This window comes from Frankia sp. CgKIO3 (assembly GCF_977946435.1).
The window spans coordinates 14,290-38,918 of sequence record NZ_CDWTMO010000009.1 but is presented as its reverse complement, the minus strand read 5'-3'; the positions used below and the strand labels follow the sequence as shown (position 1 = coordinate 38,918).

Sequence of the window (24,629 nt, the reverse complement as noted above, 5' to 3'; positions counted from 1 at the left end):
GGGCGTTCAATTCTTCAGCAGCAGACCGAGACCGACGATGCAGGTGAACCAGATGATCCCAACCACGATGGTCAACCGGTCGAGGTTCTTCTCCACGACCGAGGACCCACCCAGCGACGAGGACACGCCGCCGCCGAACAGGGTGGACAGCCCGCCTCCCTTGGCCCGGTGCAACAGCACAAGCATGATCATCAGAATACTCGCGACAATCAGGGCGATCGACAGACCGATCGTCATCTAGACCAGCTCCCGCTCCTCGGGGAAGTGGCAGGCCACCCGGTGCCCAGGCCGAACCTCCGACAAGGGCGGTTCCACTGTCCTACACACCTCCTCGGCCTTCCAGCAACGTGGGTGGAACCGGCACGCCTCGAGGGGATCGGGCGGGCCGGGCACGTCGCCACGCAACAGTATCCGCTCCCACCGACGGTGCTTCGCCTGGTCCGGCACCGGGACGGCCGGCGGCAGGGCGAGTGCGCGGCAGGGCGAGTACACAGACGCGTCCGCCGTCAGGCCGGCGGCCCGCTGCGCACGATGCCGACGAACTCCTCGGCGACCAGGCTCGCCCCGCCGACCAGCCCGCCGTCCACATCCGGCATGGTGAACAGCTCGCCGGCGTTCGCCGCCTTCACCGAGCCGCCGTAGAGGACACGGGTCCCAGCGGCAATCTCATCGCCGTACTGCCTGGCCAGCTGGCCGCGGACCGCCGCGCACATGTCCTGGGCGTCCTGCGCGGAGGCGGTGCGGCCGGTGCCGATCGCCCACACCGGCTCGTAGGCGATGACGATCGTCGCGGCCTGCTCGGCGGTGATGCCAGCCAGCGACTGCTCGAGCTGACGCAGCACGTGCTCAACATGGGTGCCGGCGGCCCGGATCTCCTCGGGCTCCCCCACGCACAGGATGGGGGTGAGCCCCACGGAGAAGGCCGCCTTCGCCTTGGCCGCCACCAGCGCGTCGTCCTCGTGGTGGTCGGCCCGGCGCTCGGAGTGCCCGACGACGACGTAGTCGCAGCCGAGCTTGGCCAGCATCGCCCCGCTGATATCACCGGTGTGCGCACCCGACGCGTACGGGGAGAGGTCCTGCCCCCCGTAGGCGATGGCGAGCTTGTCTCCGTCCACCAGGGTCTGCACGCTGCGCAGATCGGTGAACGGTGGGAGAACGACGACCTCGACGGTCTCCAGCTCGGCGGGCTTGAGATCGAAGGCGATCTTCTGCACCAGCGCGATCGCCTCGAGGTGATTGAGGTTCATCTTCCAGTTGCCGACCACCAGCGCCCGTCGGCCGGTGCCCTTGACGCCGACGGCGCCCTTCGAGCCGGCAGCGCCCTTCGCCGATCTGTCCTTGCCCACGCCGTCCTCGTCCTTCCCGGATCCCCTGTTCTTCCCGGATCCCCTGTCGGAACCTCGCTCAGATCTTCCCCGGCCCAGCAGTGCCATCAGCCGGCCCCGGCGCCGGGCATCCCGCGGAAGTCAGACATCGAGGGCCGCGAGCCCGGGCAGCGTCTTGCCCTCCAGGTATTCCAGGCTCGCGCCGCCGCCGGTCGAGATGTGGCTGAAGGCATCCTCCGGGATGCCGAGCGTGCGGACCGCCGCGGCGGAGTCTCCGCCACCCACGACGGAGAACCCCTTGCCGGCGGCGACCGCCTCGGCCACCCCCCGGGTGCCCGCGGCGAACGGCGCGAGCTCGAACACGCCCATCGGCCCGTTCCAGAAGACCGTAGCCGCTCCGGCCAGCCGCGCGGCGAACAGCTCCGTCGACGCCGGGCCGATGTCGAGCCCAAGCCAGCCGGCGGGGATGGCGCCGGCCGCGACGACGGCGGTGTCCGCGTCGGCGGCGAACCTGTCCGCGACGACGACGTCGGTCGGCAGCACGATCCGCTCCCCGCCCTCGGCGAGCAACTCCTTGCACGTCTCGATCATCTCGGTCTCCAGCAGCGACCCGCCGACCCCGTGACCGAGCGCCGCCAGGAAGGTGAAGCACATCCCTCCGCCGACGAGCAACGTGTCGACCTTGGGCAGCAGCGCGCGGATCACGCCGAGCTTGTCGGACACCTTGGACCCGCCGAGCACGACACTGTAGGGACGCGCCGGGTCGCTGCTGAGCCGGCGGAGCACCTCCAGCTCGGTGAGCACGAGCCGGCCCGCGGCGTGCGGCAGCCGCTTCGGGACGTCGGCGACGCTGGCGTGGGCCCGGTGGACCGCGCCGAAGGCGTCCCCGACGTAGAACTCGGCGAGCGCCGACAACTCGTCGGCGAAGGCCGCGCGGATCGCCGCGTCCTTGCTGGTCTCCCCGGCGGCGAAGCGCAGGTTCTCCAGCAGCGCCACCTCGCCGTCCCCGAGCCCGGCGATCACCTCGCGGGCATGCGCACCGGCGATGTCACCGCTGCCGTCGCCGGCGAACGCCACCGGCCGGCCCAGCAGCTCGGCGAGCCGACCCGCCACCGGCTCCAGGGAGTACTTCGGGTCCGGTTCGCCCTTCGGCCGGCCCAGGTGCGAGCTCACGACCACCCGGGCGCCCCGGTCCAGCAGTGCGGCGATGGTCGGGACGCTGGCGCGGACCCGGCCGTCGTCGGTGATGCGCGGGGTGTCACCGGAACGGTCCAACGGCACGTTCAGGTCGCTGCGGACCAGCACCCGGTGCCCGGCGACCTGCAGGTCGTCGATCGTCCTCACGCTTCGTTACTCCATCGGGGAGAGAAATTGTCGAGGAAGGGCCGGAGGGGATCCTCTCCGGGCGAGGATCCCCTCCGGCCCGGTCGGGAGGAACGGCCGGGGAGGACCGGCGCCGCCCGACGGGTTTCGCCGGCCGGCGGCGTGCGGGCCCAGCGGCGTGCGGGCCTAGAGCGGCGCGCGGGCCTAGAGGCGCGCGGCGACCAGCGCGGTCAGGTCGACCAGCCGGTTGGAGTAGCCCCACTCATTGTCGTACCAGCCGACGATCTTCACCTGATTGCCGGCGGACATCGTCAGCAGCGAGTCGAACGTGCAGGACGCCGGGGTGTTGACGATGTCGGAGGAGACGATCGGGTCCTCGGTGTAGACAAGGTAGCCCTTCAGCGGGCCCTCCGCTGCCGCCTTGAACGCCGCGTTGACCTCTTCCTTGCTGGCCTTCTTGTCCAGGGTGGCCACCAGGTCGGTGACCGAGCCGTCGAGGACCGGTACCCGCATCGCCAGCCCGTCGAGCTTGCCCTTGAGGTGGGGCAGGACCAGCGCGGTGGCCTTCGCCGCACCCGTGGTGGTCGGGATGATGTTCTGCGCCGCCGCCCGCGCCCGCCGCAGGTCCGAGTGCGGGAAGTCCAGGATGACCTGGTCGTTGGTGTAGGCGTGGATGGTGGTCATCAGCCCCTGGCTGATGCCGAAGGCCTCGTCGAGCACCTTCGCCATCGGCGCGACGCAGTTCGTCGTGCAGGAAGCGTTGGACAGGATGTGGTGCCTGGCCGGGTCGTAGGCGTCGTCGTTCACGCCTATCACCACGGTGATGTCCTCGTCCTTGGCCGGCGCCGAGATGATGACCTTCTTGGCGCCTGCCTGCAGATGCTTGCCCGCGTCCGCCGCCTTGGTGAAGCGGCCGGTGGACTCGATGACAACGTCCACACCCAGATCGGCCCAGGGCAGCGCCGCCGGGTCGCGCTCGGCCAGCACCTTGATCACGGTGTCACCGACGCGGATACCCTCGTCGACGACACTGACCGCAGCAGGATGCGTACCCAGCGTGGTGTCGTACTTGAGCAGATGCGCAAGAGTCTTGTTGTCGGTCAGGTCGTTGACCGCGACGATCTCGAGATCGTTCCGGTTGCTCGCCGCGAGCGCCCGCCAGCAGTTACGACCGATTCGCCCGAAGCCGTTGACACCCACCCGCGTAGCCACGTCCAGGACTCCCTACCGTCTTGTCTCGTCGTTTCGATAGTCACGCCGTCGTTCCGTCGCGACGTCGTCGTTCGGTTGTGACGTTCTCGTTCATGTGGCACTGTCATTCATGTGGCGCTGTCAAGGCAGGAGCCTAACGAGTTTGCACATCATCGGCGGGAATCCGAACCGTGCGATGCTGGTCTCCTCACACGATGCGGGCACGCCCCACCCGGAAACTACATCCCATCCCATCACATCGCTGCGCTGCCGCACCGCCGGTGCGCCTCCGCAGGGCCGGGGGCCGGGCAGATTCCGTGGGCCTGCGCTGACGCCGGCCGAACCGGCCAGGCGGGCACCCCACGGGCAGACCCCACCCCGAAGAGCCATCCGATCCCGATGGTGCTACTGGGCCAGTTTTCCACATTACAGGTATGAAATGTCTGGGTACGACCTGGGCCGCTGTCGCTCAGGCGTTCTCAAGGAGATCCGGGGAGACGCTCGCCTCGGTGTTGGGGATACCGAGCGCGTTGGCCCTCTTGTCGGCGAGCGCCAACAGCCGGCGGATCCGGCCGGCGACCGCATCCTTGGTCAGCGGCGGGTCCGCGAGCGCGCCCAGTTCCTCCAGGGAGGCCTGCGCGTGATCGAGGCGCAACCGGCCGGCCGCCAGCAGGTGCTCCGGGGCGTCGTCGCCGAGGATGCGCATCGCGGCCTGCACCCGGGCGCCGGCGGCCACCGCGGCCCGGGCGGAGCGGCGCAGGTTGGCGTCGTCGAAGTTCGCCAGCCGGTTGGCCGTCGCCCGGACCTCCCGGCGCATCCGCCGTTCCTCCCAGGCGAGCAGGCTGTCATGCGCACCGATCCTGGTCAGCAGCGCGCCGATCGCGTCGCCGTCGCGGATGACGACACGGTCGACGCCGCGCACGTCCCGGCTCTTGGCCTGGACCCCCAGCCGGCGCGCCGCGCCGACCAGGGCCAGCGCGGCCTCCGGACCGGGCGAGGTCACCTCCAGCGAGCAGGACCGACCCGGCTCAGTCAGCGAACCGTGGGCGAGGAACGCGCCCCGCCAGGCCGCCGCGGCGTCACAGGCGGAGCCCGTGACCACCTGCGGCGGCAGCCCGCGCACCGGGCGGCCACGCTGGTCGAGCAGGCCGGTGGACCGCGCGAGCTGCTCGCCATCCCGCTCGACGCGCACGATGTAGCGCACCGAGCGGCGCAGCCCACCGGCGGCCAGCACGGCCACCGTCGAGGGGAAGCCGAAGACCTCGGCGATCTCGCGACGCAACCGGCGGGCGGTCGCGCCGGTATCGAGTTCCGCCTCGACCACGATGCGACCACCGACGATGTGCAGCCCCCCACCGAAGCGCAGCAGGGCTGCCATCTCGGCCCGCCGGCAACAGGGCTTCGCGACCCGCAGCCGGCTCAGTTCGTCCTTGACGGTGGCCGTCATCGCCGCCACACCGATCACTCCTTGGCTTCACCGGATGGGGTCCGGCGGACCGGTCCGCCGGACGATGAGTACTGCGTGACCGGGCGCCGGGACGCGGGCGCCGGGCAGGTCGCCTCCGGGAGTCCCGCGAACACCGCGCGGAAGGCCGCGGCGAGCCGGACCGGGTCGTGCACGGGCGCGCCAGGGATCCGCACCGGCGCCAGATGGAGCCGGGCGCCGACGTCCGCCGCCGCCCGGGCGAGCAGGTCGGGGTCGGGCACCGCTGTCGGATCGGCGATCACCACGTCCAGCCGCAGGCCGGGAACGTGCCGGCCGAGGGAGTGGAGATAGGCCTGGGGGGTGTATCCCTCGGTCTCCCCCGGCTGGGCGGCCAGGTTCAACACCATCACCCGGTTCGCCCGGGACGTCGCAATCGCCCGGTTCATCCCAGGAACCAACAGATGCGGCAGCGTGCTCGTGTAGTGCGATCCCGGCCCAAGGATGATCCAGTCGGCCGCGCCCGCCGCGGCCACCGCCTCCGGACAGGCCGGCGGTGCCGCCGGCGACAGCCGGACACCCACGACCCGTCCACCGGTCGTGGCCACCGCGGCCTGCCCGCGCACCTCGACCTCGGCGGTGGGCGCCCCCGGATCCAGCCCCACGACGTCGGCGACGATGTCGATGCCCCTAGTCGACAGCGGCAGCACCCGCCCCCGCAGGCCGAGGAGGGCGGCGGCCAGGTCGAGCGCGGCCACCGGTGATCCGGTGCGCTCGGCGAGCGCGGTGAGCACGAGGTTGCCGACCGCGTGCCCGGCGAGCGGCCCGTCGCCGCCGAACCGGTGCTGGAACACGCCCGCCCAGGTGGTCGACCATCCGTCCGGTCCGGCCAGCGCGGCCAGGGCCATTCGTAGATCGCCCATGGGCAGCGCACCGAGCTCCGCGCGCAGCCGCCCGGAGGATCCACCATCGTCACCGACGGTCACCACGGCGGTAAGCGCCGAGGTGATCTGCCGGAGCGCGGCGAGCGAGGCGGCGAGCCCGTGGCCGCCGCCGAAGGCGACGACCGCCGGTGCCCGGTCCGGACCGTCGGAGCGCGCGGCTACGCCATTGAGGTTCACGGATGGTTCACTCCCGTCCCAGGTCACGGTGCACCACCCGGACCCCCACGCCGCCCGCGGCGAGCCGGGTGCCGAGCTGCTCGGCGATCGCGACGCTACGGTGCTTGCCGCCGGTGCACCCGACGGCCAGCGTGAGATACCGCTTGCCCTCGCGGGCGTAGCCCTCGCCGACCAGGCGGAGCAGCGCCGCGTACTGGTCGAGGAAGTCCTGCGCTCCCGGCTGGGCCAGCACATAGTCGCGCACCTGCGGATCGCGGCCGGTGAACGGGCGCAGCGCCTCCACCCAGTGCGGGTTGGGCAGGAACCGGCAGTCGGCGACGAGATCCGCATCCAGCGGAAGTCCGTACTTGTACCCGAACGACACCACCGTGGCGTTGAGCCGGTTGGCGTTCGGCTGCCCGAACGCGGCGTCGATCTTCGACCGCAGCTCATGGACGTTCAGGTCGGTGGTGTCGAGGACCAGGTCAGCCTCGCCGCGCAGCTCGGCGAGCAGAATCCGTTCCCGGCTGATGCCGTCGACCACCCGCTCGTCGCGCTGCAGCGGATGCGGGCGGCGGACGTGCTCGAACCGGCGGATCAGCGCATCGTCGCTGGCCTCGAGGAACAGCATCCGGGGATGCATGCCCCGCGCGTCGAGTGCCGCGATCGCGGCGCGCAGGTCAGAGAAGAACGGCCGGCCCCGCACGTCCACCACGACGGCGATGCGGCTGACCGTCCCACCAGAACGACGGCCCAGCTCAGCCATGGTGGACAGCAGCTCCGGGGGAAGGTTGTCGACGACGAACCAGCCCAGGTCCTCCAGGCACTTCGCCGCGGTGCTGCGCCCGGCGCCGGACAGCCCGGTGATGATCGCCAAATCCAGGGTCGGGGTGGTCATGAGACGGTCTCCGCGTCGAGGATCTCTCCGGTGTGCGGGTCGACGACGGGGGCGGGCGCGTCAGCGCGGCCCGGCGCCGACCGGGCCAGCGCGGTGACGATCGCCGCCGCCGTCCGCGGGCCGATGCCGGACACCTGCGCGATCTGCTCGGCGCTCGCCGCCCGTACCTTCGCCACCGAACCGAAGTAGCGCAGCAGGGCCTTGCGCCGGGTGTCACCCAGGCCGGGGACCTCGTCGAGGGCGGAGGCCACCATGGCCGTGGACCGCTTCTGCCGGTGGTGGGCGATGGCGAAGCGGTGTGCCTCGTCGCGTACCCGTTGCAGCAGGTAGAGCGCCTCGGACGTCCGCGGGAGGATGACCGGGTCCGCGGTGCCCGGCAGCCAGACCTCCTCCAGCCGCTTCGCCAGCCCGCACAGCGCCACCCCGCCGGGGCCGGCGTCGATGCCGAGCTCGTCGAGCGCCCGGGCCGCCGCGGCCACCTGGGGCGCCCCGCCGTCCACCACGACGAGGTTCGGCGGGTAGGCGAACCGGCGCGGCCGCCCGGTCCCCGGATCGATCGGCTGCGCGGCATCCGGCGCGTCGGCGATGTCGGCGATGTCGGCAAGCTCGCCGACGCGGGACCGCTCGGCGAGGTAGCGCGAGAACCTCCGGTGGATGGTCTCGTACATGCTCGCCACGTCGTCCCCGGCAGCCCCGTCCCGGCCGGCACCCTCCCGGCCGGCGATGCCGCGGATCGCGAACCTGCGGTACTCGGACTTGCGCGGCAGTCCGTCCTCGAACACGACCATGCTCGCCGCGACGTTCGTGCCCTGGGTGTTCGAGACGTCGAAGCACTCGATGCGCAGCGGCGCGTCGGGCAGCTCCAAGGCCTCCTGAAGCTCGGCGAGGGCACGGCTGCGGGCGGTGAGGTCACTGGCCCGCTTCGTCCGGTGCAGCGCGAACGCCTGCTTGGCGTTGCGCTCCACCGTCTCGAGCAAGGTGCGCTTGTCCCCGCGGCGGGGCACGCGGACCTCGACGCGGCTGCCCCGGGCCGCGCCGAGCAGTTCGGTGACCGCCTCGACGCCGGGCGGCAGGGCGGGAACCAGGATCTCGCGGGGGATGCCCTCCCCCTGGGATCCCGCGGTGGTCGTGGGCACCGTCGAACCAGCGGTCCCGGTCGAGGCCGCTCCCGTGCCGTCGAGGTACTCCTGGGTGAGGAACTGCTCGACGAGGTCCGCGGTCGTGACCTCGTCGAGCTTGTCGACGACCCAGCCCCGCTGGCCGCGTACCCGCCCGCCACGCACGTAGAACACCGCGACGGCGGCCTCCAGCTCGTCCTCGGCGAAGGCGATGACGTCGGCGTCGGTGCCGTCGGGCAGGACCACGGCCTGCTTCTCGACCGCACGGCGCAGGGCACCGATGTCGTCGCGCAGCCGCGCGGCGCGTTCGTACTCCTGGGCCTGCGCCGCCTGCTGCATCTCCCGTTCGAGCCGACGCAGGTAACGGCCCGCCTGCCCGGACATGAAGTCGCAGAAATCCTCGACGATCTCCCGGTGGGTGGCCGCGTCGACCCGTCCCACGCAGGGTGCCGAGCACCGGTCGATGTACCCGAGCAGGCACGGCCGTCCGACCTGCGCGGCCCGTTTGAAGACCCCGCCCGAGCACGTGCGGGCGGGGAAGACCCGCAGGAGCAGATCGAGGGTCTCCCGGATGGCCCAGGCATGCGCATACGGGCCGAAGTACCGGACACCCTTGCGCTTGGGTCCCCGCATAACCTGCAGGCGCGGGAACTCCTCGTGGAGGGTCACGGCGAGACTCGGGTAGCTCTTGTCGTCGCGGTAGCGGACGTTGAAGCGCGGGTCGAACTCCTTGATCCACGTGTACTCAAGCTGGAGGGCCTCGACCTCGGTCGAGACAACGGTCCAGTCGACCGAGCTCGCCGAGGAGACCATGTGCTGCGTGCGCGGATGGAGGGTGTGCAACTCGGCGAAGTAGTTGGCCAGCCGGGCCCGCAGGTTCTTGGCCTTGCCGACATAGAGCACGCGACCGTGCTCGTCACGGAAACGATAGACACCGGGTGTCTCGGGGATCGAGCCCGGGGCGGGCCGGTAGAACGCCGGATCAGCCATGAAGCGAGCCTACGGCGACCTTCATCCCGAGCAAGCAGCACCTGCACGTAACCATTTCATCACGCATAGCGTGCGGGCTTGGCAGCGGGTTCCCTCCGATGGTGGCGGTAGGGTGACGAGCGGCGACGGCCACCCGGCAGTGTCGTGACCGATTACACACCTTCCGCTGTTTCGGGAGCCCCCGCTGGCGTCCGGGGCGGAGGGCTGCGACCCTCGACACATCGGGCAAGCGAACCGAGGGAGCCAGCGCGTGCTTGGTAAGGACGTCACGGCGGAGTTCGTCGTGGACGACGCGTCCAGCCGTGGGCGGATCACCGTGTTCCAGATCTGCTGGGGCGCCCGCGACCCGTTGGCTGTGTCCATGACGCTGGTGTCCAGGCCGGAACATCCCGCGCTGCCGCAGGGCAGCTGGGTCGCACCACGCGACACCCTGCGGGCCGGCCTGGAGACGGCGGTGGGCGACGGGGACGTCCGGATCGGTCCCGACGCGGATCGGCGCGGCGTGCGGCTCGACCTGATGCACGGCGACCACCGGTCCGTGGTGGTGGTCGCGGCGTCGTCGCTGCGCAGCTTCCTGGACCGCACCGAGCGACTTGTCCCGACCGGTCAGGAGCACACCGAACAGGAGCTGGACGCCGTCCTCGCGGACCTGCTGCAGACCTGAGAAGCCTGAGAAGGCGGGACCGGTCCCACCTCGGCGACCCGATCACCGAGGATCTCCCGGAGGAAGACCGCGGTGTGGCTCTCCTCGACCGCCGCCACGGCCTCGGGCGGCCCCTGCGCGACGACCCGGCCGCCTCCCGTGCCCCCCTCCGGCCCCAAGTCAATGATCCAGTCCGCCGTCTTGATGACATCGAGGTTGTGCTCGATCACGATGACCGTGTTCCCGGCGTCGACCAGCCGGCCGAGCACGCCGAGCAGCTTGCGGATGTCCTCGAAGTGCAGACCGGTCGTCGGCTCGTCGAGCACGTAGACCGTCCGGCCGGTGGAGCGCCGCTGCAGCTCCGAGGCGAGCTTGACCCGCTGCGCCTCGCCGCCGGACAGGGTCGGCGCCGACTGGCCGAGCCGGACGTACCCCAGGCCAACGTCGTTCAGCGTCCGCAGGTGCCGGGCGATGGCCGGCACCGCGGCGAAGAACTCCGCCGCCTCCTCGATCGGCATGTCGAGCACCTCGGCGATGTTCCTGCCCTTGTAGTGCACCTCCAGCGTCTCCCGGTTGTACCGATCGCCGTGGCAGACCTCGCACGGCACGTACACGTCCGGCAGGAAGTTCATCTCGATCTTGAGGGTGCCGTCACCGGAACACGCCTCGCACCGCCCGCCCTTGACGTTGAACGAGAACCGGCCCGGCAGATAGCCGCGGACCTTCGCCTCAGTCGTCTCGGCGGACAGCCGGCGGATGTGGTCGAACACGCCGGTGTAGGTGGCGGGGTTGGACCGCGGCGTGCGTCCGATCGGGGACTGGTCAACCCGGACCGCCTTGTCGAGATGGTCGAGCCCGCTGACGGTGCGGTGCCGGCCCGGCACCTCCCGGGCGCCGTTGAGCTTGTTCGCCAGGACGGCGGCGAGGATGTCGTTGACGAGGGTGGACTTCCCCGAGCCCGACACCCCGGTGACGGCCACGAAACAGCCCAGCGGGAACGACACGGTGATGTCGCGCAGGTTGTGCTCCCGGGCCCCGTGCACGGTCAGTGCCCGGCCCTTGGTCGGCACCCGGCGGATGTCGGGCACCGGGATCCGGCGCCGCCCGGACAGGTAGGCGCCGGTCATCGACTCCTCGCTGGCGAGCAGCTTCTCGACCGGCCCGGAGACGACGACCCGACCGCCGTGCTCGCCGGCGCCGGGGCCGATGTCGACCACCCAGTCGGAGGCGCGGATCGTGTCCTCGTCGTGCTCGACGACGATGAGCGTGTTGCCCAGGTCGCGCAGCCGCAGCAGGGTCTGGATGAGCCGGCGGTTGTCCCGCTGGTGCAGGCCGATCGACGGCTCGTCGAGCACGTACAGCACCCCGACGAGCCCGGAACCGATCTGGGTGGCCAGCCGGATGCGCTGTGCCTCGCCGCCCGCCAGAGTGCCGGAGGCCCGGTCGAGGGAGAGGTAGTCCAGCCCCACGTCCAGCAGGAACGTCAGCCGCGCGTCGACCTCCTTGAGCACCCGGCCGGCGATGGCCCGCTCCCGTTCGGTGAGGTCGAGCCCGCGCAGGAACACGGCGCACTCACCGATCGCCATACCCGAAACCTCGGCGATCGACCGACCGCCCAGCGTCACCGCAAGTGACTCCGACTTCAGCCGCGCGCCGCGGCAGGCCGGGCAGGGGACATCGCGCATGTAGCCCTCGTACCGCTCCCGGCTGCTGTCCGACTCGGCCTCGCGGTGCCGGCGGCCCAGGAAGCCGATCACGCCCTCGAAGGAGGTGTAGTAGGAACGCTTGCGGCCGTAGCGGTTGGTGTAGCCGACGTGGATCTCGGTGTCGCCGCTGCCATACAGCACGGCCTTGCGGGCCCGCTCGGGCAGCCCCTCCCACGGGGTGTCCATCTTGAAGCTGAGGTCCTCGGCAAGGGCCGTGAGCAACCGTTCGAAGTACTCCTTGTTGTGGCCGCCCGACCAGGGGGCCACCGCGCCCTGCGCCAGCGACAGGGTGGGGTCGGGCACGACGAGCTCCGGGTCGACCTCCTTGCGGGTCCCGATCCCGGTGCACTCGGGGCAGGCACCGTATGGCGAGTTGAACGAGAACGACCGCGGCTCCAGCTCCTCAAAGGAGAGGTCGTCGTAGAGGCAGGCCAGATGCTCGGAGTACATCCGCTCGCGCTCAGGGTCGTCGGCGTCGCGGTCGACGAAGTCGATCAGGACGAGCCCGCCGCCTAGCTTCAGGGCCGTCTCCACCGAGTCGGTGAGCCGCCGCTTCGCCGACGGCTTGATCGCGAGCCGGTCGACGACGACCTCGATCGTATGCTTGCGCTGCTTCTCCATCTTCGGCGGATCGGTGAGCGGCACCACCGTGCCGTCGACGCGGGCCCGCGCGAACCCGGAGCTCTGCAGCTCGGCGAACAGGTCGACATACTCGCCCTTGCGGCCACGCACCACCGGGGCCAGCACCTGGAAGCGGGTGCCCTCGGGCAGCTCCAGCAGCCGGTCGACGATCTGCTGCGGGGTCTGCCGGGAGATCAGCCGCCCGCACTTCGGGCAGTGCGGGCGGCCGGCGCGGGCGAAGAGCAGCCGCAGGTAGTCGTAGACCTCGGTGATCGTGCCGACGGTGGACCGCGGGTTGCGCGAGGTCGACTTCTGATCGATGGAGACGGCCGGGGACAGCCCCTCGATGAAGTCGACGTCGGGCTTGTCCATCTGCCCAAGAAACTGCCGAGCATAGGCTGACAGCGACTCCACGTAGCGCCGCTGCCCCTCGGCGAAGATTGTGTCGAAGGCGAGGCTGGACTTGCCGGACCCGGACATACCGGTGAAGACGATCAGCCCGTCGCGGGGCAGGTCGAGGTCGACGTCACGGAGATTGTGTTCACGCGCGCCACGCACGACAAGACGATCGGCCATCGACAAACCCTCATGATCTTCAGTAAGACCGGACCTGGGCGAGTGTGGCCATGCTACGGATGAGGACCGACACTTTTCCGGGGGCGGTCACCTACCACCAGCCGGACGAATCCGTCGAATCCGGTAGAGACCTCGGAGGCGTCAGAGGCATCAGATCTCCCGGTGCCACCTGACGGACCGTAACGACCGGCAGCTATCCCCTGCTCCCGTCCCATCCGCGCCATCCGCTCCGGAGAGGATCACCATGAGCGACGCCGACGGCGGCGACACCAGCCGCACCGGCTACACCGGCTACACCGGGAAAGTCACGGTCGGCGGTCCGGCCGACGTACGGACCCTGCCAGGCCTGTCGATCACCAAGATCGCCGTCGGCCCGATGAACAATAACGCCTACCTGCTGCGCTGCCCGGTCACCGGGGAGCAGCTGCTCGTCGACGCGGCAAACGAGGCCGACACGCTGCTGCGGCTCGTCGGGGACGCGGGGCTGGCGACGGTGGTCACCAGCCATCAGCACGATGATCATGTGCAGGCCCTCGCAGATGTGGTCACCACCACCGGGGCCAGCACGGTCGCCCATCCGGACGACGCCCCGGCCATTCCGGTGCCCACCGCGCGGCAGGTGCGCGACGGAGACGAGGTCGCCGTCGGGACGGCCACCCTTCGGGTGATCCACCTGGTCGGGCACACACCCGGATCCATCGCCCTGCTCTACGAGGCCGATCCCGCCGCCCCCCACCTCTTCACCGGAGACTGCCTGTTCCCTGGCGGCCCTGGAAACACGTTCGGTGACGAACAGGCCTTTACGACGCTGATGGACGGCCTCGAACGCAAGATCTTCGGCCCACTGCCGGACACCACCTGGATCTACCCGGGCCACGGACACGACACCACCCTCGGCGCCGAACGCCCGCACCTGGCGGAATGGCGCACCCGCGGCTGGTGACGGCGGCGGTGAGGCCGGCTCCGGTATGGCGAGCTCGGCCTCGACGCGCTCACGCCACGGATGCGCTCAGTCCGTTGAGACCTCCTCCGGAACGAGGTGATGCTGACGCTGTGCCTACTGTCCGGGGAAGCCGTCGGCAAGATCACCGATCGGATCATCCTGCCGCTACTGCGGCGTCCGCGGTACCGGGCGGAGATGGCCGAGACGCAGCCGCGTCTCGGCCGGGACGGCGCGCCACCGTGAGCTGACCGCGGGCTCCCAGCCTGGCCGGGCCAGCCCGCTCACCAGCCCGGAGAGGATCCGGACCGCGCGCAACGCGTCATGCGACCGGCCCACGGCCAATTTGCGCGCGGCGAGGACGGTCAGCTGGGCCGCGTGCACCGCGGTCCACGACCGGCCCACGTCGTGACGGTGCCGCCGGGCATAGGTGGCGGCCGACCGGCCGAGTTCGGCGTACAGCAGCCCGGACCGCCCGACGGTCTCCCCGCCCACATGTACGACCGGCCAGGCGTCGTCCGCCCAGACGATGCGCCCGCCCGCGGCGTGCAACCGGGCGAACAGATCCGTCTCCTCGTAGTACATCCAGTACGACGGGTCGAATCCGCCCAGCCGTAGGAAAATCTCCGAACGGACGGCGAAGAAGGCGCCGACCGGATAGCGCAGTTCCGGCCACCTCTCCACCGCGGCGATCTCGCCCCGTACCGCCGTGTAAGCGTTCGTCCGCGGGCGCGGCAGGACGGCACTCGCCCGCCCCCGCTCGCCCGCCATGCCGCGGATCGGGAAGCCGACCACGTCGGCGGACGACGCGGCCCAGGCGAGCAGCTTCGGGATCATCGTCGCGGTGTCGGCAGGGACCGTCACGTCACTGTTGACCACCAGGATCCACTCCGGCCGCAGCCCGTCCTCCACGGCACGGCGGACAGCGAGGTTCACCGCGGTACCGTATCCGACGTTCCCGTGCCCCTGGACCGCGCGCACACCGTCCGGCAACGCATCATGCCGGGATTTCCCGTCATTCTCCACCAGAAATACCCGGCATTCCTCCATGGCATCCAGTGTGGTCAGCAACCGGTACAGAGACGTCGATCCCCCGTGAGAAACGACGACCGCCAACAGCCTGTGCATCATCCGCCTTCGGCTAGTGCGCCCGCAACGAGCTGCGAAACTTCGGGAAGAATCGGCGAGGAAGGACCACAGCTCACACCGAACGAGTACACACGATCGGCCCTGGAACGTCGAGTATTCCCGCCCGCGCGTCTCCTCGCCCGCGTCAGAGAGATACGTCCCGGCGGCTGGACGTGCACCGATGTACCGCAGTACCCGCCGGAACCAGCATAACCGCTGAGCCAGGGCTGTCCGGCATCCTCGTTCCCGGCGCGTCGCGACACCATTCCTCGATATGTTTCCGGACGCGCGGCGAACCGGGCCCGGTTCGTCACCCGCCTGACGTCACGGGCGGCCCGCCTCCGGGTGAACAGTCGCACTTTCCCGACCAGACCACGGCCCTTGCGCCGATCATGCTCACCGAGGGCCAGGCCACGGCGAGCGCCGTGGCGCTGGCCACCGCCCCGGACGGTCCGCTCACCCGGGACGGGGCGACGGCGTTAGAGAAGCCGCTCGACGTGACGACCCCGCCGGCCCATCGCCCGCTGATCATCGGGGCGCCGCCTGGGAGCCTTCGGCCACGGACCGCGGCTCGGCCACCCCCTCCGGCTCGGCCACGGACCGCGGGGCCGGCGGGGTGGTACGCAGCGACCAGACGATGGCCACGATCAATGTCACCGCGATGACGCCGAGCGACAGCGCGATCGGCGGGTGCCACACGTCGGTGAGCAACATCTTCACGCCGATGAAGGCCAGGATGAACGCGAGCCCCGTCGCCAGGTGGTGGAAACGATCCATCAGACCGGAGAGCAGGAAGAACAACGACCGCAGCCCCAGGATGGCCAGGGCGTTGCTCGTGTAGACCAGGAACACCTTGTCGGTCACACCGAGCGCAGCGGGCACCGAGTCGAACGCGAACAGGACGTCGGCGGTCTCGATCATGACGAGGACGGCCAGTAGCGGCGTGGCGACCAGCTTCCCGGCACGCCGAAACACGAAACGCTGCCCCTGATAGTCGTCGGTGACCGGAATGACCTTGCGCAGCAGCGCGACCGCCCTGCTCCGGCCCGGATCCATCTCGACGCCGTTGCCCCGGAGCATCGTGACTGCCGTGTAGAGCAGAAAAGCCCCGAAGACGTAGATGACAAAGCTGAAGCGTTCGAGCAGCGCGATACCGGCCGCGATGAACAGGAAACGGAGCACGAGCGCTCCCAGCACACCGTAGAACAGGACGCGGTGCTGGTAGGCGCGAGGCACCTTGAAATAAGAGAAGATCAGCGCGAAGACGAAGAGGTTGTCGACGGACAGGCTCTTCTCCAGCAGCCACGCGGCGGCGTACTCGCCGGCGGGCCCCGGGCCCTGCCAGGCCCAGATGACACCGGCGAATCCGATGCCCAGCGAGACCCACAGAACGCTCCACCACGCGGCCTCGCGAAAGCCGATGACGTGAGCCCGACGATGTGCCAGCAGGTCGATGGTCAGGAGTGTGAGCAGGACGCCGACGAAGGCGGCCCAGGCCCAGGGGGGCACGTACACAGGTGATCTCCAGTGGTGTCGGAACGCGGCGCCGCGGGCACGCGGCGCGAAACGGTGTCGCCCTGACCGACCGGGCCCCGTTGCCAGCAGTCGGTCAGAGCACACTTCACCCGGCGATGGTCACGCCGAGGAGTAGGAGGGGAGCCGGGTGCCCGCCGCGGCGGGCGGTCAACGCCAGAAGCCGCCGGGGTGGGCGGGGCGGACCGTGGTGGCGCGCCCGCGCAGCGGGGCGGTCTCCACCGCCTGGTTCAGCTCCACCGGGCCCACCGTTCCGACCAAGCGGAGGCGACCGTCATCCGGGGCGGCGTCGAGGACGACGACGCAGCCCGCGGCCGGCCGCTCCAGAAGTCGGCCGGTGACGCCCGTCAGCTGCTCGTCCGGACGGGCGGTGGCAACCATCTCCAGCGGAATCATGACCCGGTTGATCCGGGCGAGACCTCGATCGTCCATCGGCACGGCGGCGAGGTCACGCAACAGCACCACCCCGGCGAGGGATCCGTCGAAGTCCTCGACCCCGAACACCGCCCTCCGCGAGGGCAGGACGACCTCGTCCAGCGCGCTCGCGACGGTCGTCCAGGCGGACAACGACAGCGGCGACGGGCTCATCACGTCCCGGACGGTCAGACCCTCCAGCACGACGTAGGCCCGCTGCTGCGCCTGGGCGCACCGGGAGGTGCCCAGCGCCAACCAACCCAGCAAGACGGCCCACAGCGCGACGAGCCCAACCAGGAACGACCCGACCACCCCGACGGCGATCAGCGACCAGCCAGTGATCACGCCGGCGCGGGCCGCGGCCTGCTCGGCGCGCGCACGACTGCCGGTGCGGCGCTCCACCCGGGCGGCAATCAACCGGCCGCCGGAGCTGCGCGGGGAGGGGAGGACGTCGACGAGGGTCACCAGCAGCGCGAAGGTACCCACCCACAGGGCCACCTCCCCGGCCAGTTCCCAGGTGCCGGCGGGTGCCAGGGCGCCGAGCACGACGAGCAGGGCCCCGGCGGCGGCGGTGACGAGCAGGCCGGCCCGCGCGATCCGCGCCTCGACCTGGGTGCCGACCTGGGTGCCCATCCCCGGCGCGGGATCGAGGGCCACCACGGGCGGCGGCGCGAGATCGATGCCGCGGGATGCCGGGTGGGGGGGTGCCGGGCGCGGGGCAGCCACCACGCTCGCGGAGCGGTCGGGTGCGCCGGCAAGGACCAGCCGGCTTCCAAAGGCGCCGAGGGTGATGCCGAGAGCGGTCACCCCCGACCGGCGGGCCGACCGGGCCCGCATCAGATCGGCGGCCAGCAGGACGCCCACGAGCAGGCCCGCCCCGATCAGGCCGCCGGACAGGTAGGCGAATCCGGGCCGGCCGGGCACGGTGGCCGGCAGCGTGATCGCGGAGAGGAGGACGGTGACGATCGCCACCGAGATAGCCAATCCCGGACGCACCGTGATCGGCGGGAGATGTGCCCGTCGGGTGGCGTCATGGGTGGTCATGTCCGCTCAGAGCTCCTAATGAGTTCTTTCACCCTTCACCTGGCCGCGGTCACGACCAGGTGTCACACATGCTCAACGCCTAGCCTGCCCTTCAACGTCCAGGCAGACACCGCAGGGAGTCTGCGACTTTGCCTACGATCTCGTTGCCGAGGTTCGGCATCATCGAAGTTCGGCACCATCGAGATGCGGCAGCATCGAGGAAGGAGACCGGCAGATGGAGAAAGTAGAGGAAGTAGCCCGGCCAGCTGAGATCACCGCGGTCGACAACGACGCCCCGGCGGGACTGCCCGGGACAAGCCTCACCCGGCTCCCCCGGGCGGCCGTGCTGGCCGCCGCCGACGCCCGGCTGCACGCCGGCCTGCTCGGGGACTATCTCGACGTCCTAGCCTCCGCCGCAGACAGCGGACGGCGGCTGTCCGCGGCGGAGCTGGATACGTTCCGTGCGCTCGGCCGGACGGCGACGGAGTCCGGCGCCGCGCTGCGTGCCCTCGTCGACCTCTACCTCTCTGCGACCTGGCGGATCTGGCCGTCGCTGCCGGCCGTCCGGGCAGCCGACCGGGCGGCCCGCGAGCTCGGCCGGGCTTCGAGTAGCCCGGCACAGCCCGGTCAGCCCACGGATGCCCCGCGCTCCATGGCCGAGGCCGTCGGCGCCGTCTCGAGGACCCGGGCGGCGGCCTCGGCGGTGCTGCGGGCCAGCGACGACGTGGTCGCCGCCGTTTGCGAGGGCTACGAGGCCGCCCGCACCGCCCGGGCTCGCTTCGAGGAGGCGCTGCGCCGCGAGCTCGTCGACGACCTGCTGACCGGCACGTCGGAGGTGGGGCAACTACTGGAACGGGCCGGTACGTTCGGCCTGCGCCTGGAGGCGCGGCACGTGGTCGTCGTCGTCGCGGGCAACCGCCGGTTTCTCGACGGCCGCGGCCTGACCCGGTCGGCGGAGGCGACGCTGCGGGAGCACTGTCCGACCGACTCGCTGGTCGCCACCAGGAACGGTCTGCTCGTCTGCCTCATGCCCGAGGAGAACGACCTGACCCGGTTCCCGGCCGGTGCCGCCGCGAACCTCACCTCCCCGGCCGGCCGGCCGGCGCCGGGAGCCCGGCCGCGTGGGCGTCGCCGCCCGGACCTGCCGAAGACCGGCGACGCGGGATTCTCCCCGCTGCCGGCGTTCGCGCTGGCGGAGGGCACGGCCACGGCGGCCGCGGCGGTGACGACGATGACGGCGGTGACGGCGGTGACGGCGGTGACGGCGCTGGCCCGGCGGCTGCAGGCCGAGCCCGGGCTGGTCTGGCGGCTGGGGGTCAGCCGGGGGCGCAGCGGGGTCGCCGGGGTCCGCATCGGGTTCGAGGAGGCCCGCGGCGCCGTCGACATCGCCGGGCGGCTCGGGCTCGACGGGCACGTCGTCCACGCCGACGACCTGCTCATCTACAAGGTCCTGCTGCGTGACCGGGAGGCCCTGGCCGAACTGGTGGACGCGGTGCTCTCGCCGCTGCGCACGGCGCGGGGCGGCGCCGGTCCGCTGATCGATACCCTCGACGCCTACTTCACCACCGGCGGGGTGGCGCTCGCGGCGGCGCGGCGGCTGCACCTGTCCGTGCGTGCCCTGACCTACCGGCTGGACCGTATCCACGCCCTGACCAGGCACGACCCGGCCTCGCCTACCGACCGTTACGTCCTGCAGACCGCCGTGCTCGGGGCACGGCTGATCGGCTGGGATCCCTCGCCCGACTGACCGCACCCCGGCTGACAGCGGCTGGTCCCGCGGTCCCGGGGGACCGGGCGGAAACTGTCGGAGGCCTGTGGTGTGCTAGGAGCCGTGAGCACAACGTTCGAACGGCCCACCATCGACATCGAGCGGACGCGGGCGCCATTCCAGGTCGTGTCCGACTTCTCCCCGTCGGGCGACCAGCCCGCCGCCATCGACGAGCTGGCCCGGCGGGTCGGGGCCGGCGAGTCCGACGTCGTTCTCCTCGGCGCCACTGGCACTGGAAAGTCCGCGACCACCGCGTGGCTGGTCGAGCGCCTGCAGCGGCCGACGTTGGTGATGGCTCCGAACAAGACGCTCGCCGCGCAGCTCGCCAACGAGTTCCGGGAGCTGCTGCCGCACAACGCCGTCGAGTACTTCGTCTCGTACTACGACTACTACCAGCCCGAGGCGTACATCGCGCAGACGGACACCTACATCGAGAAGGATTCCTCGATCAACGAGGAGGTGGAGCGGCTGCGGCACTCGGCGACGATGAGCCTGCTCACCCGCCGGGACGTCGTCGTGGTCGCGAGCGTCAGCTGTATCTACGGACTCGGCACGCCTCAGGAGTACATCGACCGGATGGTGCGGCTGAGGGTCGGTGACGAGATCGAGCGGGACCTGCTGCTGCGCCGCTTCGTCGACGTGCAGTACACCCGCAACGACCTCGCCTTCACCCGCGGGACGTTCCGGGTCCGGGGGGACACGGTGGAGATCTTCCCGGTCTACGAGGAGCTCGCCGTCCGAGCCGAGATGTTCGGCGACGAGATCGAGCGGCTCACCTACCTGCATCCACTGACCGGGGAGGTCGTCCGCGAGGCGGAAGAGATCTACGTCTTCCCGGCCACGCACTACGTCGCCGGGCCGGAGCGGATGGAGCGGGCGATCGCCGGCATCGAGGCGGAGCTCGCCGAGCGGCTGGCCACCATGGAGCGGCAGGGCAGGCTGCTGGAGGCGCAGCGGCTGCGGATGCGCACCACCTACGACATCGAGATGATGCGCCAGGTCGGGTTCTGCTCGGGCATCGAGAACTACTCCCGGCACATCGACGGCCGCGAGGCCGGGAGCCCGCCGCACACCCTGCTCGACTACTTCCCCGACGACTTCCTGCTGGTGATCGACGAGTCGCACAACACCGTCCCGCAGATCGGCGGGATGTACGAGGGCGACATGTCCCGCAAGCGCAACCTCGTCGAGCACGGGTTCCGGCTGCCCAGCGCCATGGACAACCGCCCGCTGCGGTGGGAGGAGTTCCTCGGTCGCATCGGCCAGACGGTCTACCTGTCGGCGACCCCGGGCCCCTACGAGCTGGGCCGGTCCGTCGGCGTCGTCGAGCAGATCATCCGGCCTACCGGCCTGCTCGACCCCGAGGTCGTGCTCAAGCCGACGAAGGGGCAGATCGACGATCTCGTCCACGAGATCCGGCTGCGCGCCGAGCGGGACGAACGGGTCCTGGTCACCACGCTGACCAAGAAGATGGCCGAGGACCTCACCGACTACCTGCTCGAGCTCGGCATCCGGGTGCGGTACCTGCACAGCGAGGTGGACACCCTGCGCCGGGTGGAGCTGCTCACCGAACTGCGCCGCGGCGAGTTCGACGTGCTCGTCGGGATCAACCTGCTCCGCGAGGGTCTCGACCTGCCCGAGGTGTCGCTGGTGAGCATCCTCGACGCCGACAAGGAGGGCTTCCTGCGCTCGGACAAGTCACTGATCCAGACGATCGGCCGGGCCGCCCGTAACGTGTCCGGGCAGGTCCACATGTACGCGGATGCGATCACCCCGTCGATGCACCGCGCCATCGACGAGACGAACCGGCGGCGCGAGAAGCAGATCGCCTACAACACCGAACGCGGGCTGGACCCCCAGCCCCTGCGCAAGAAGGTCGTTGACATCCTCGACGACATGGTTCGCGAGTCGGCCGACGGCGAGCTGATCGGCGGCGGCCGGTCGCAGTCCCGCGGCAAGGCCCCGGTTCCGGGGATGAAGTCGCGCGCCGGCAGGGAGGGTGCCGCCGGCCGGTACGCCGCCGAACTCGCCGGCCTGCCCTCCCACGAACTCGCGCAGCTCATCCGCCAGCTCGACGACCAGATGCACGAGGCGGCGAAGGAGCTGCAGTTCGAGCTGGCCGCCCGGCTGCGCGACGAGATCGCCGAGCTGAAGAAGGAGCTGCGTGGCATGGGCGCCGCCGGCGTGCAGTGATGCCGTGAGCGCCGGCCTGCCACGATCAGCCGGCTGGGGCGGCGGTATCCGTGCCGCTGGCGACGGTATCCGTGGCGACGGTCCCGGTCTTGGCTGCGGCCTTGGCGTCGCGGCGGGCCAGCAGGTCCTGCCAGACCTCCTCGATGCGGGCGTCGAGGTCGTCCAGGCTCCCACCGTTGTCCACCACGATGTCGGCGACGGCCCGGCGCTGGGAGTCCGTGGCCTGGTTCGCCATCCGCGCCAGCGCCTGGTCGCGGGGCAGGCCGCGGGCCTCGATGCGGTGCAGTCGCAGCTCCCGCGGCGCCTCGACGACCAGCACCACGTCGTAGGTCCCCTCGGCGTGCACCTCGACGAGCAGCGGGATGTCGTGCACGGCGATCCCGCTCGGTGGCACCTCCCCCATGCGCCGCGCCGTCTCCTCGCGGATCAACGGATGGACGATCGATTCGAGCCGGCCACGGGCGGCGGGATCGGCGAACACGATCCGGCCGAGCGCCTCGCGGTCCAAGCCACCGTCCGCGTTCGCCAGTTCGGTGTCGAACTCCGCCAGGACCGCGGCGAGCCCCGGGGTGTCGGGCGCCACCACGTCCCGGGCGACCTGGTCGGCGTCGATCAGCAGGGCGCCCCGGGCCGCGAGGCGCGCCGACACCGCGCTCTTGCCCGAACCAATGCCACCCGTCAGACCTACTGTGAACACATCGCCGAGTCTGCCAGCTCCCGGAGCCAGCCACCCGACCGGTCCGCCCGTCTGCGCCCTCGCGTACTTGGCAGCTCGCGTACTTGGCAGACTGTGCGGATGGAAGCTGCCCCGGTCGCGCACCGGCTCTGGCCGGTCCTGCTCACCGGCACGCTGCTCAGTCTCGGTGCCCTCGGCCTCGCCCTGGCACCGGCGCTCGCCGATTCAGCGCCGTTGCTGCTCGTCGCGCTGCGACCCACGTGGGCGATCCTGCTGCTGGTCGGCGGCACGGTGCCGTCCGTCCCCGCCCTGCTGATCGCCGCGTTCTTCCGCGGGCTGATCGACGTCGGCTACTTCGGTCTGGCCCGCAACAACATCCGCTCGGTGCTCCTACGGCGCCTCAGCACCGGCCGCGTCGTGGCGGCGCTGTCCCGCCGCGGCACCCAGCGCCCGCTGCTGTGGTTCTGCCTGCTGAACACCAACGCGGCGGTGGACGCGGTGCTCGGCGCCGGCGACGTCCCGCTGCGCCGGTTCCTGCGCTTCCTGGTTCCCGGCTCCCTGCTGTCCTCGGCCCTCTACCTGACGGCGGCGCGTGCCGTGACGCCATGGACGCACGGCGTTGTCACCTGGCTCGACGAGAACATGACCTTCCTGATCCTCGGCAGCCTCACGTTAGCGATCATCCAGCTGGGGGCGCGAACGGTCCTGCGCCGTCGGGGTCGGCTCCGCGCTGCATCCGATTCCCCGCCCGGCTCATCGCCCGGCCCCTCGTCCGGCGGGCATCGCGGCTAAGGCGGTAACGGAACGTTTCCGGCTAACCAGAAGAAGGTGGTGAACCGGCACTCTCTGGACATCCTGCGTCGCAGGTAGCAAGGTCGGTGACTCCGGGGTCATCCGCGGCCGTCGAGGTCCGCGGGAATCCACCCGGCGATCACCTCACGCTACGGAGTCGACGATGCCCTGCCCCCGCCACGCCCTGCCCTGCGCGGTCCCACCCCACGTCCTCGAACGCATTGTCCGCAACGGCACCGAGGAGCAGCGTTCCCGGGCCCTGTCCACCCTGCTCCAGGACACCTCTCATCGCACCATCCGGGTGCACAACGCCCTGATGCACTCGACGCGGCGCGGTGCCGTCCCACCGCGGCTGGCACCCGAGACCGGCCCGCGGCGCACCGTCAGCGACGCGGGCGGTGCCGAGATCCTGCCGGGTGCGGTGGTTCGCGAGGAGGGTGGCGCCGCGATCGACGACACGGCGGTCAACGAGGCCTACGACGGCCTGGGCTCGACGTTCGCGTTCTACTCCGACGTCCTCGGCCGGAGCTCCATCGATGACGAGGGGATGGCTCTGCTCGCCACCGTGCACTACGGCGACCACTACGAGAACGCCTTCTGGAACGGCCGCCAGATGGTGTTCGGCGACGGCGACGGTGAGCTGTTCAAGCGTTTCACGGTGTCACTCGACATCATCGGTCATGAACTGACCGATGGCGTCACCGAGGACGAGGCGGCGCTGATGTATGTGAACCAATCCGGCGCGCTCAACGAGTCGATCAGCGACGTCTTCGGTTCCCTGGTGAAGCAGTACGTCCGCGGCCAGACCGCCGAGCAGGCCGACTGGCTGATCGGCGACGAGCTGCTCACCGACGCCGTCCAAGGCGTCGCGCTGCGGTCGATGAAGGCCCCCGGGACCGCCTACGACGATCCGGTGCTCGGCGACGACATCCAGCCGGACCACATGGACCGCTACGTCCGGATGACCGCCGACAACGGCGGCGTCCACATCAACTCGGGCATCCCGAACAAGGCGTTCTACCTCGCCGCGACGGCTCTTGGTGGATACGCCTGGGAGAAGGCCGGCCACATCTGGTACGAGACCCTGCGCGCACCGCAGATCCGGCCGAACACGACGTTCCGCGCATTCGCCTCGGTGACCGTGCGCCAGGCCGGCCTGCTGTTCGGTGCGGACGCGCGGAAGGCCGTCTCCGAGGCGTGGCAGGCCGTCGGCATCGCCGTCCGCGCATCCGGGTAATTCCGCGCATC

Annotated in this window: 20 protein-coding genes; 6 read left to right on the top strand and 14 right to left on the bottom strand. The window is 70.9% G+C overall.

Going from position 1 to position 24,629, the window contains the following annotated elements:
* Nucleotides 1–6: 6 nt before the first annotated feature.
* The 9 genes from secG to uvrC form a co-directional block, all read right to left on the bottom strand.
* Nucleotides 7–237 carry a preprotein translocase subunit SecG gene (secG, locus tag AC08OJ_RS02415; protein ID WP_462187980.1) on the bottom strand — a complete coding sequence of 77 codons (231 nt, stop codon included), beginning with the start codon at nucleotides 235–237 and terminating at the stop codon, nucleotides 7–9.
* Nucleotides 238–447 (bottom strand): oligopeptide/dipeptide ABC transporter ATP-binding protein, encoded by a 210-nt coding sequence (locus AC08OJ_RS02410; RefSeq protein ID WP_476594957.1) that lies wholly within the window; start codon nucleotides 445–447, stop codon nucleotides 238–240.
* A 59-nt stretch (nucleotides 448–506) separates the two neighbouring features.
* Nucleotides 507–1,433, bottom strand: coding sequence for a triose-phosphate isomerase (tpiA, locus tag AC08OJ_RS02405; RefSeq protein WP_476591648.1), 927 nt, complete (start codon nucleotides 1,431–1,433; stop codon nucleotides 507–509).
* 33 nt (nucleotides 1,434–1,466) lie between these two features.
* Nucleotides 1,467–2,669: a phosphoglycerate kinase gene (locus tag AC08OJ_RS02400; RefSeq protein ID WP_476591647.1), complete on the bottom strand. Its 1,203-nt coding sequence runs from the start codon at nucleotides 2,667–2,669 to the stop codon at nucleotides 1,467–1,469.
* Between the two features lie 183 nt (nucleotides 2,670–2,852).
* Nucleotides 2,853–3,860, bottom strand: a complete 1,008-nt coding sequence (gene gap / locus AC08OJ_RS02395) for a type I glyceraldehyde-3-phosphate dehydrogenase (RefSeq protein ID WP_476591646.1) — start codon at nucleotides 3,858–3,860, stop codon at nucleotides 2,853–2,855.
* Nucleotides 3,861–4,308: 448 nt separating this feature from the next.
* Nucleotides 4,309–5,295 carry a DNA-binding protein WhiA gene (gene whiA, locus AC08OJ_RS02390; protein ID WP_476591645.1) on the bottom strand — a complete coding sequence of 329 codons (987 nt, stop codon included), beginning with the start codon at nucleotides 5,293–5,295 and terminating at the stop codon, nucleotides 4,309–4,311.
* A 5-nt stretch (nucleotides 5,296–5,300) separates the two neighbouring features.
* Nucleotides 5,301–6,383: a gluconeogenesis factor YvcK family protein gene (locus AC08OJ_RS02385; RefSeq protein ID WP_476591644.1), complete on the bottom strand. Its 1,083-nt coding sequence runs from the start codon at nucleotides 6,381–6,383 to the stop codon at nucleotides 5,301–5,303.
* A gap of 7 nt (nucleotides 6,384–6,390) precedes the next feature.
* The gene (gene rapZ, locus AC08OJ_RS02380; RefSeq protein WP_462186159.1) at nucleotides 6,391–7,260 is read right to left on the bottom strand and encodes an RNase adapter RapZ; all 870 of its coding nucleotides are present in this window, start codon (nucleotides 7,258–7,260) and stop codon (nucleotides 6,391–6,393) included.
* Nucleotides 7,257–9,368 carry an excinuclease ABC subunit UvrC gene (gene uvrC / locus AC08OJ_RS02375; protein ID WP_476594953.1) on the bottom strand — a complete coding sequence of 704 codons (2,112 nt, stop codon included), beginning with the start codon at nucleotides 9,366–9,368 and terminating at the stop codon, nucleotides 7,257–7,259. Before uvrC ends, rapZ begins: the two co-directional genes overlap by 4 nt.
* 250 nt (nucleotides 9,369–9,618) lie before the next feature.
* On the opposite strand from uvrC, the gene AC08OJ_RS02370 reads away from it, so the two are divergent.
* Nucleotides 9,619–10,032 carry an SsgA family sporulation/cell division regulator gene (locus AC08OJ_RS02370; protein WP_476591642.1) on the top strand — a complete coding sequence of 138 codons (414 nt, stop codon included), beginning with the start codon at nucleotides 9,619–9,621 and terminating at the stop codon, nucleotides 10,030–10,032.
* Here the strand turns inward: AC08OJ_RS02370 and uvrA are convergent.
* Nucleotides 9,975–12,914 carry an excinuclease ABC subunit UvrA gene (gene uvrA, locus AC08OJ_RS02365; protein ID WP_476591641.1) on the bottom strand — a complete coding sequence of 980 codons (2,940 nt, stop codon included), beginning with the start codon at nucleotides 12,912–12,914 and terminating at the stop codon, nucleotides 9,975–9,977. The genes AC08OJ_RS02370 and uvrA overlap by 58 nt on opposite strands.
* 244 nt (nucleotides 12,915–13,158) lie before the next feature.
* On the opposite strand from uvrA, the gene AC08OJ_RS02360 reads away from it, so the two are divergent.
* Nucleotides 13,159–13,857 (top strand): MBL fold metallo-hydrolase, encoded by a 699-nt coding sequence (locus AC08OJ_RS02360; protein ID WP_476591640.1) that lies wholly within the window; start codon nucleotides 13,159–13,161, stop codon nucleotides 13,855–13,857.
* A gap of 165 nt (nucleotides 13,858–14,022) precedes the next feature.
* Here AC08OJ_RS02360 and AC08OJ_RS02355 read toward each other — a convergent pair whose 3' ends face one another.
* From AC08OJ_RS02355 to AC08OJ_RS02345, 3 genes are all read right to left on the bottom strand, one after another.
* Nucleotides 14,023–14,790, bottom strand: a complete 768-nt coding sequence (locus tag AC08OJ_RS02355; protein WP_476594952.1) for a glycosyltransferase family 2 protein — start codon at nucleotides 14,788–14,790, stop codon at nucleotides 14,023–14,025.
* A 720-nt stretch (nucleotides 14,791–15,510) separates the two neighbouring features.
* Nucleotides 15,511–16,497, bottom strand: coding sequence for a TerC family protein (locus AC08OJ_RS02350; protein ID WP_476591638.1), 987 nt, complete (start codon nucleotides 16,495–16,497; stop codon nucleotides 15,511–15,513).
* Nucleotides 16,498–16,665: 168 nt separating this feature from the next.
* On the bottom strand, nucleotides 16,666–17,973 hold the full coding sequence (locus AC08OJ_RS02345; RefSeq protein WP_476594951.1) for a peptidase M50: 1,308 nt from the start codon (nucleotides 17,971–17,973) through the stop codon (nucleotides 16,666–16,668).
* A gap of 214 nt (nucleotides 17,974–18,187) precedes the next feature.
* Between AC08OJ_RS02345 and AC08OJ_RS02340 the strand changes: the two genes are divergently transcribed.
* Both AC08OJ_RS02340 and uvrB read left to right on the top strand, forming a co-directional pair.
* Nucleotides 18,188–19,699 (top strand): PucR family transcriptional regulator, encoded by a 1,512-nt coding sequence (locus AC08OJ_RS02340; RefSeq protein WP_476594950.1) that lies wholly within the window; start codon nucleotides 18,188–18,190, stop codon nucleotides 19,697–19,699.
* A gap of 84 nt (nucleotides 19,700–19,783) precedes the next feature.
* Nucleotides 19,784–21,913, top strand: a complete 2,130-nt coding sequence (uvrB, locus tag AC08OJ_RS02335; protein ID WP_476591635.1) for an excinuclease ABC subunit UvrB — start codon at nucleotides 19,784–19,786, stop codon at nucleotides 21,911–21,913.
* Between the two features lie 25 nt (nucleotides 21,914–21,938).
* Here uvrB and coaE read toward each other — a convergent pair whose 3' ends face one another.
* On the bottom strand, nucleotides 21,939–22,610 hold the full coding sequence (gene coaE / locus AC08OJ_RS02330; protein ID WP_476594949.1) for a dephospho-CoA kinase: 672 nt from the start codon (nucleotides 22,608–22,610) through the stop codon (nucleotides 21,939–21,941).
* Nucleotides 22,611–22,709: 99 nt separating this feature from the next.
* Between coaE and AC08OJ_RS02325 the strand changes: the two genes are divergently transcribed.
* Together AC08OJ_RS02325 and AC08OJ_RS02320 are read left to right on the top strand one after the other, a co-directional pair.
* Nucleotides 22,710–23,381, top strand: a complete 672-nt coding sequence (locus AC08OJ_RS02325) for a hypothetical protein (protein WP_476591633.1) — start codon at nucleotides 22,710–22,712, stop codon at nucleotides 23,379–23,381.
* A 163-nt stretch (nucleotides 23,382–23,544) separates the two neighbouring features.
* Nucleotides 23,545–24,618 (top strand): M4 family metallopeptidase, encoded by a 1,074-nt coding sequence (locus tag AC08OJ_RS02320; RefSeq protein WP_476591632.1) that lies wholly within the window; start codon nucleotides 23,545–23,547, stop codon nucleotides 24,616–24,618.
* Nucleotides 24,619–24,629 lie beyond the last annotated feature (11 nt).

Coding starts and splice junctions, on each gene's coding strand:
- secG (WP_462187980.1), bottom strand. CDS start 237: ATGACGATCGGTCTGTCGATCGCCCTGATTGTCGCGAGTATTCTGATG.
- tpiA (WP_476591648.1), bottom strand. CDS start 1,433: ATGGCACTGCTGGGCCGGGGAAGATCTGAGCGAGGTTCCGACAGGGGA.
- rapZ (WP_462186159.1), bottom strand. CDS start 7,260: ATGACCACCCCGACCCTGGATTTGGCGATCATCACCGGGCTGTCCGGC.
- uvrC (WP_476594953.1), bottom strand. CDS start 9,368: ATGGCTGATCCGGCGTTCTACCGGCCCGCCCCGGGCTCGATCCCCGAG.
- uvrA (WP_476591641.1), bottom strand. CDS start 12,914: ATGGCCGATCGTCTTGTCGTGCGTGGCGCGCGTGAACACAATCTCCGT.
- AC08OJ_RS02360 (WP_476591640.1), top strand. CDS start 13,159: ATGAGCGACGCCGACGGCGGCGACACCAGCCGCACCGGCTACACCGGC.
- AC08OJ_RS02345 (WP_476594951.1), bottom strand. CDS start 17,973: ATGACCACCCATGACGCCACCCGACGGGCACATCTCCCGCCGATCACG.
- AC08OJ_RS02340 (WP_476594950.1), top strand. CDS start 18,188: ATGGAGAAAGTAGAGGAAGTAGCCCGGCCAGCTGAGATCACCGCGGTC.
- AC08OJ_RS02325 (WP_476591633.1), top strand. CDS start 22,710: ATGGAAGCTGCCCCGGTCGCGCACCGGCTCTGGCCGGTCCTGCTCACC.
- AC08OJ_RS02320 (WP_476591632.1), top strand. CDS start 23,545: ATGCCCTGCCCCCGCCACGCCCTGCCCTGCGCGGTCCCACCCCACGTC.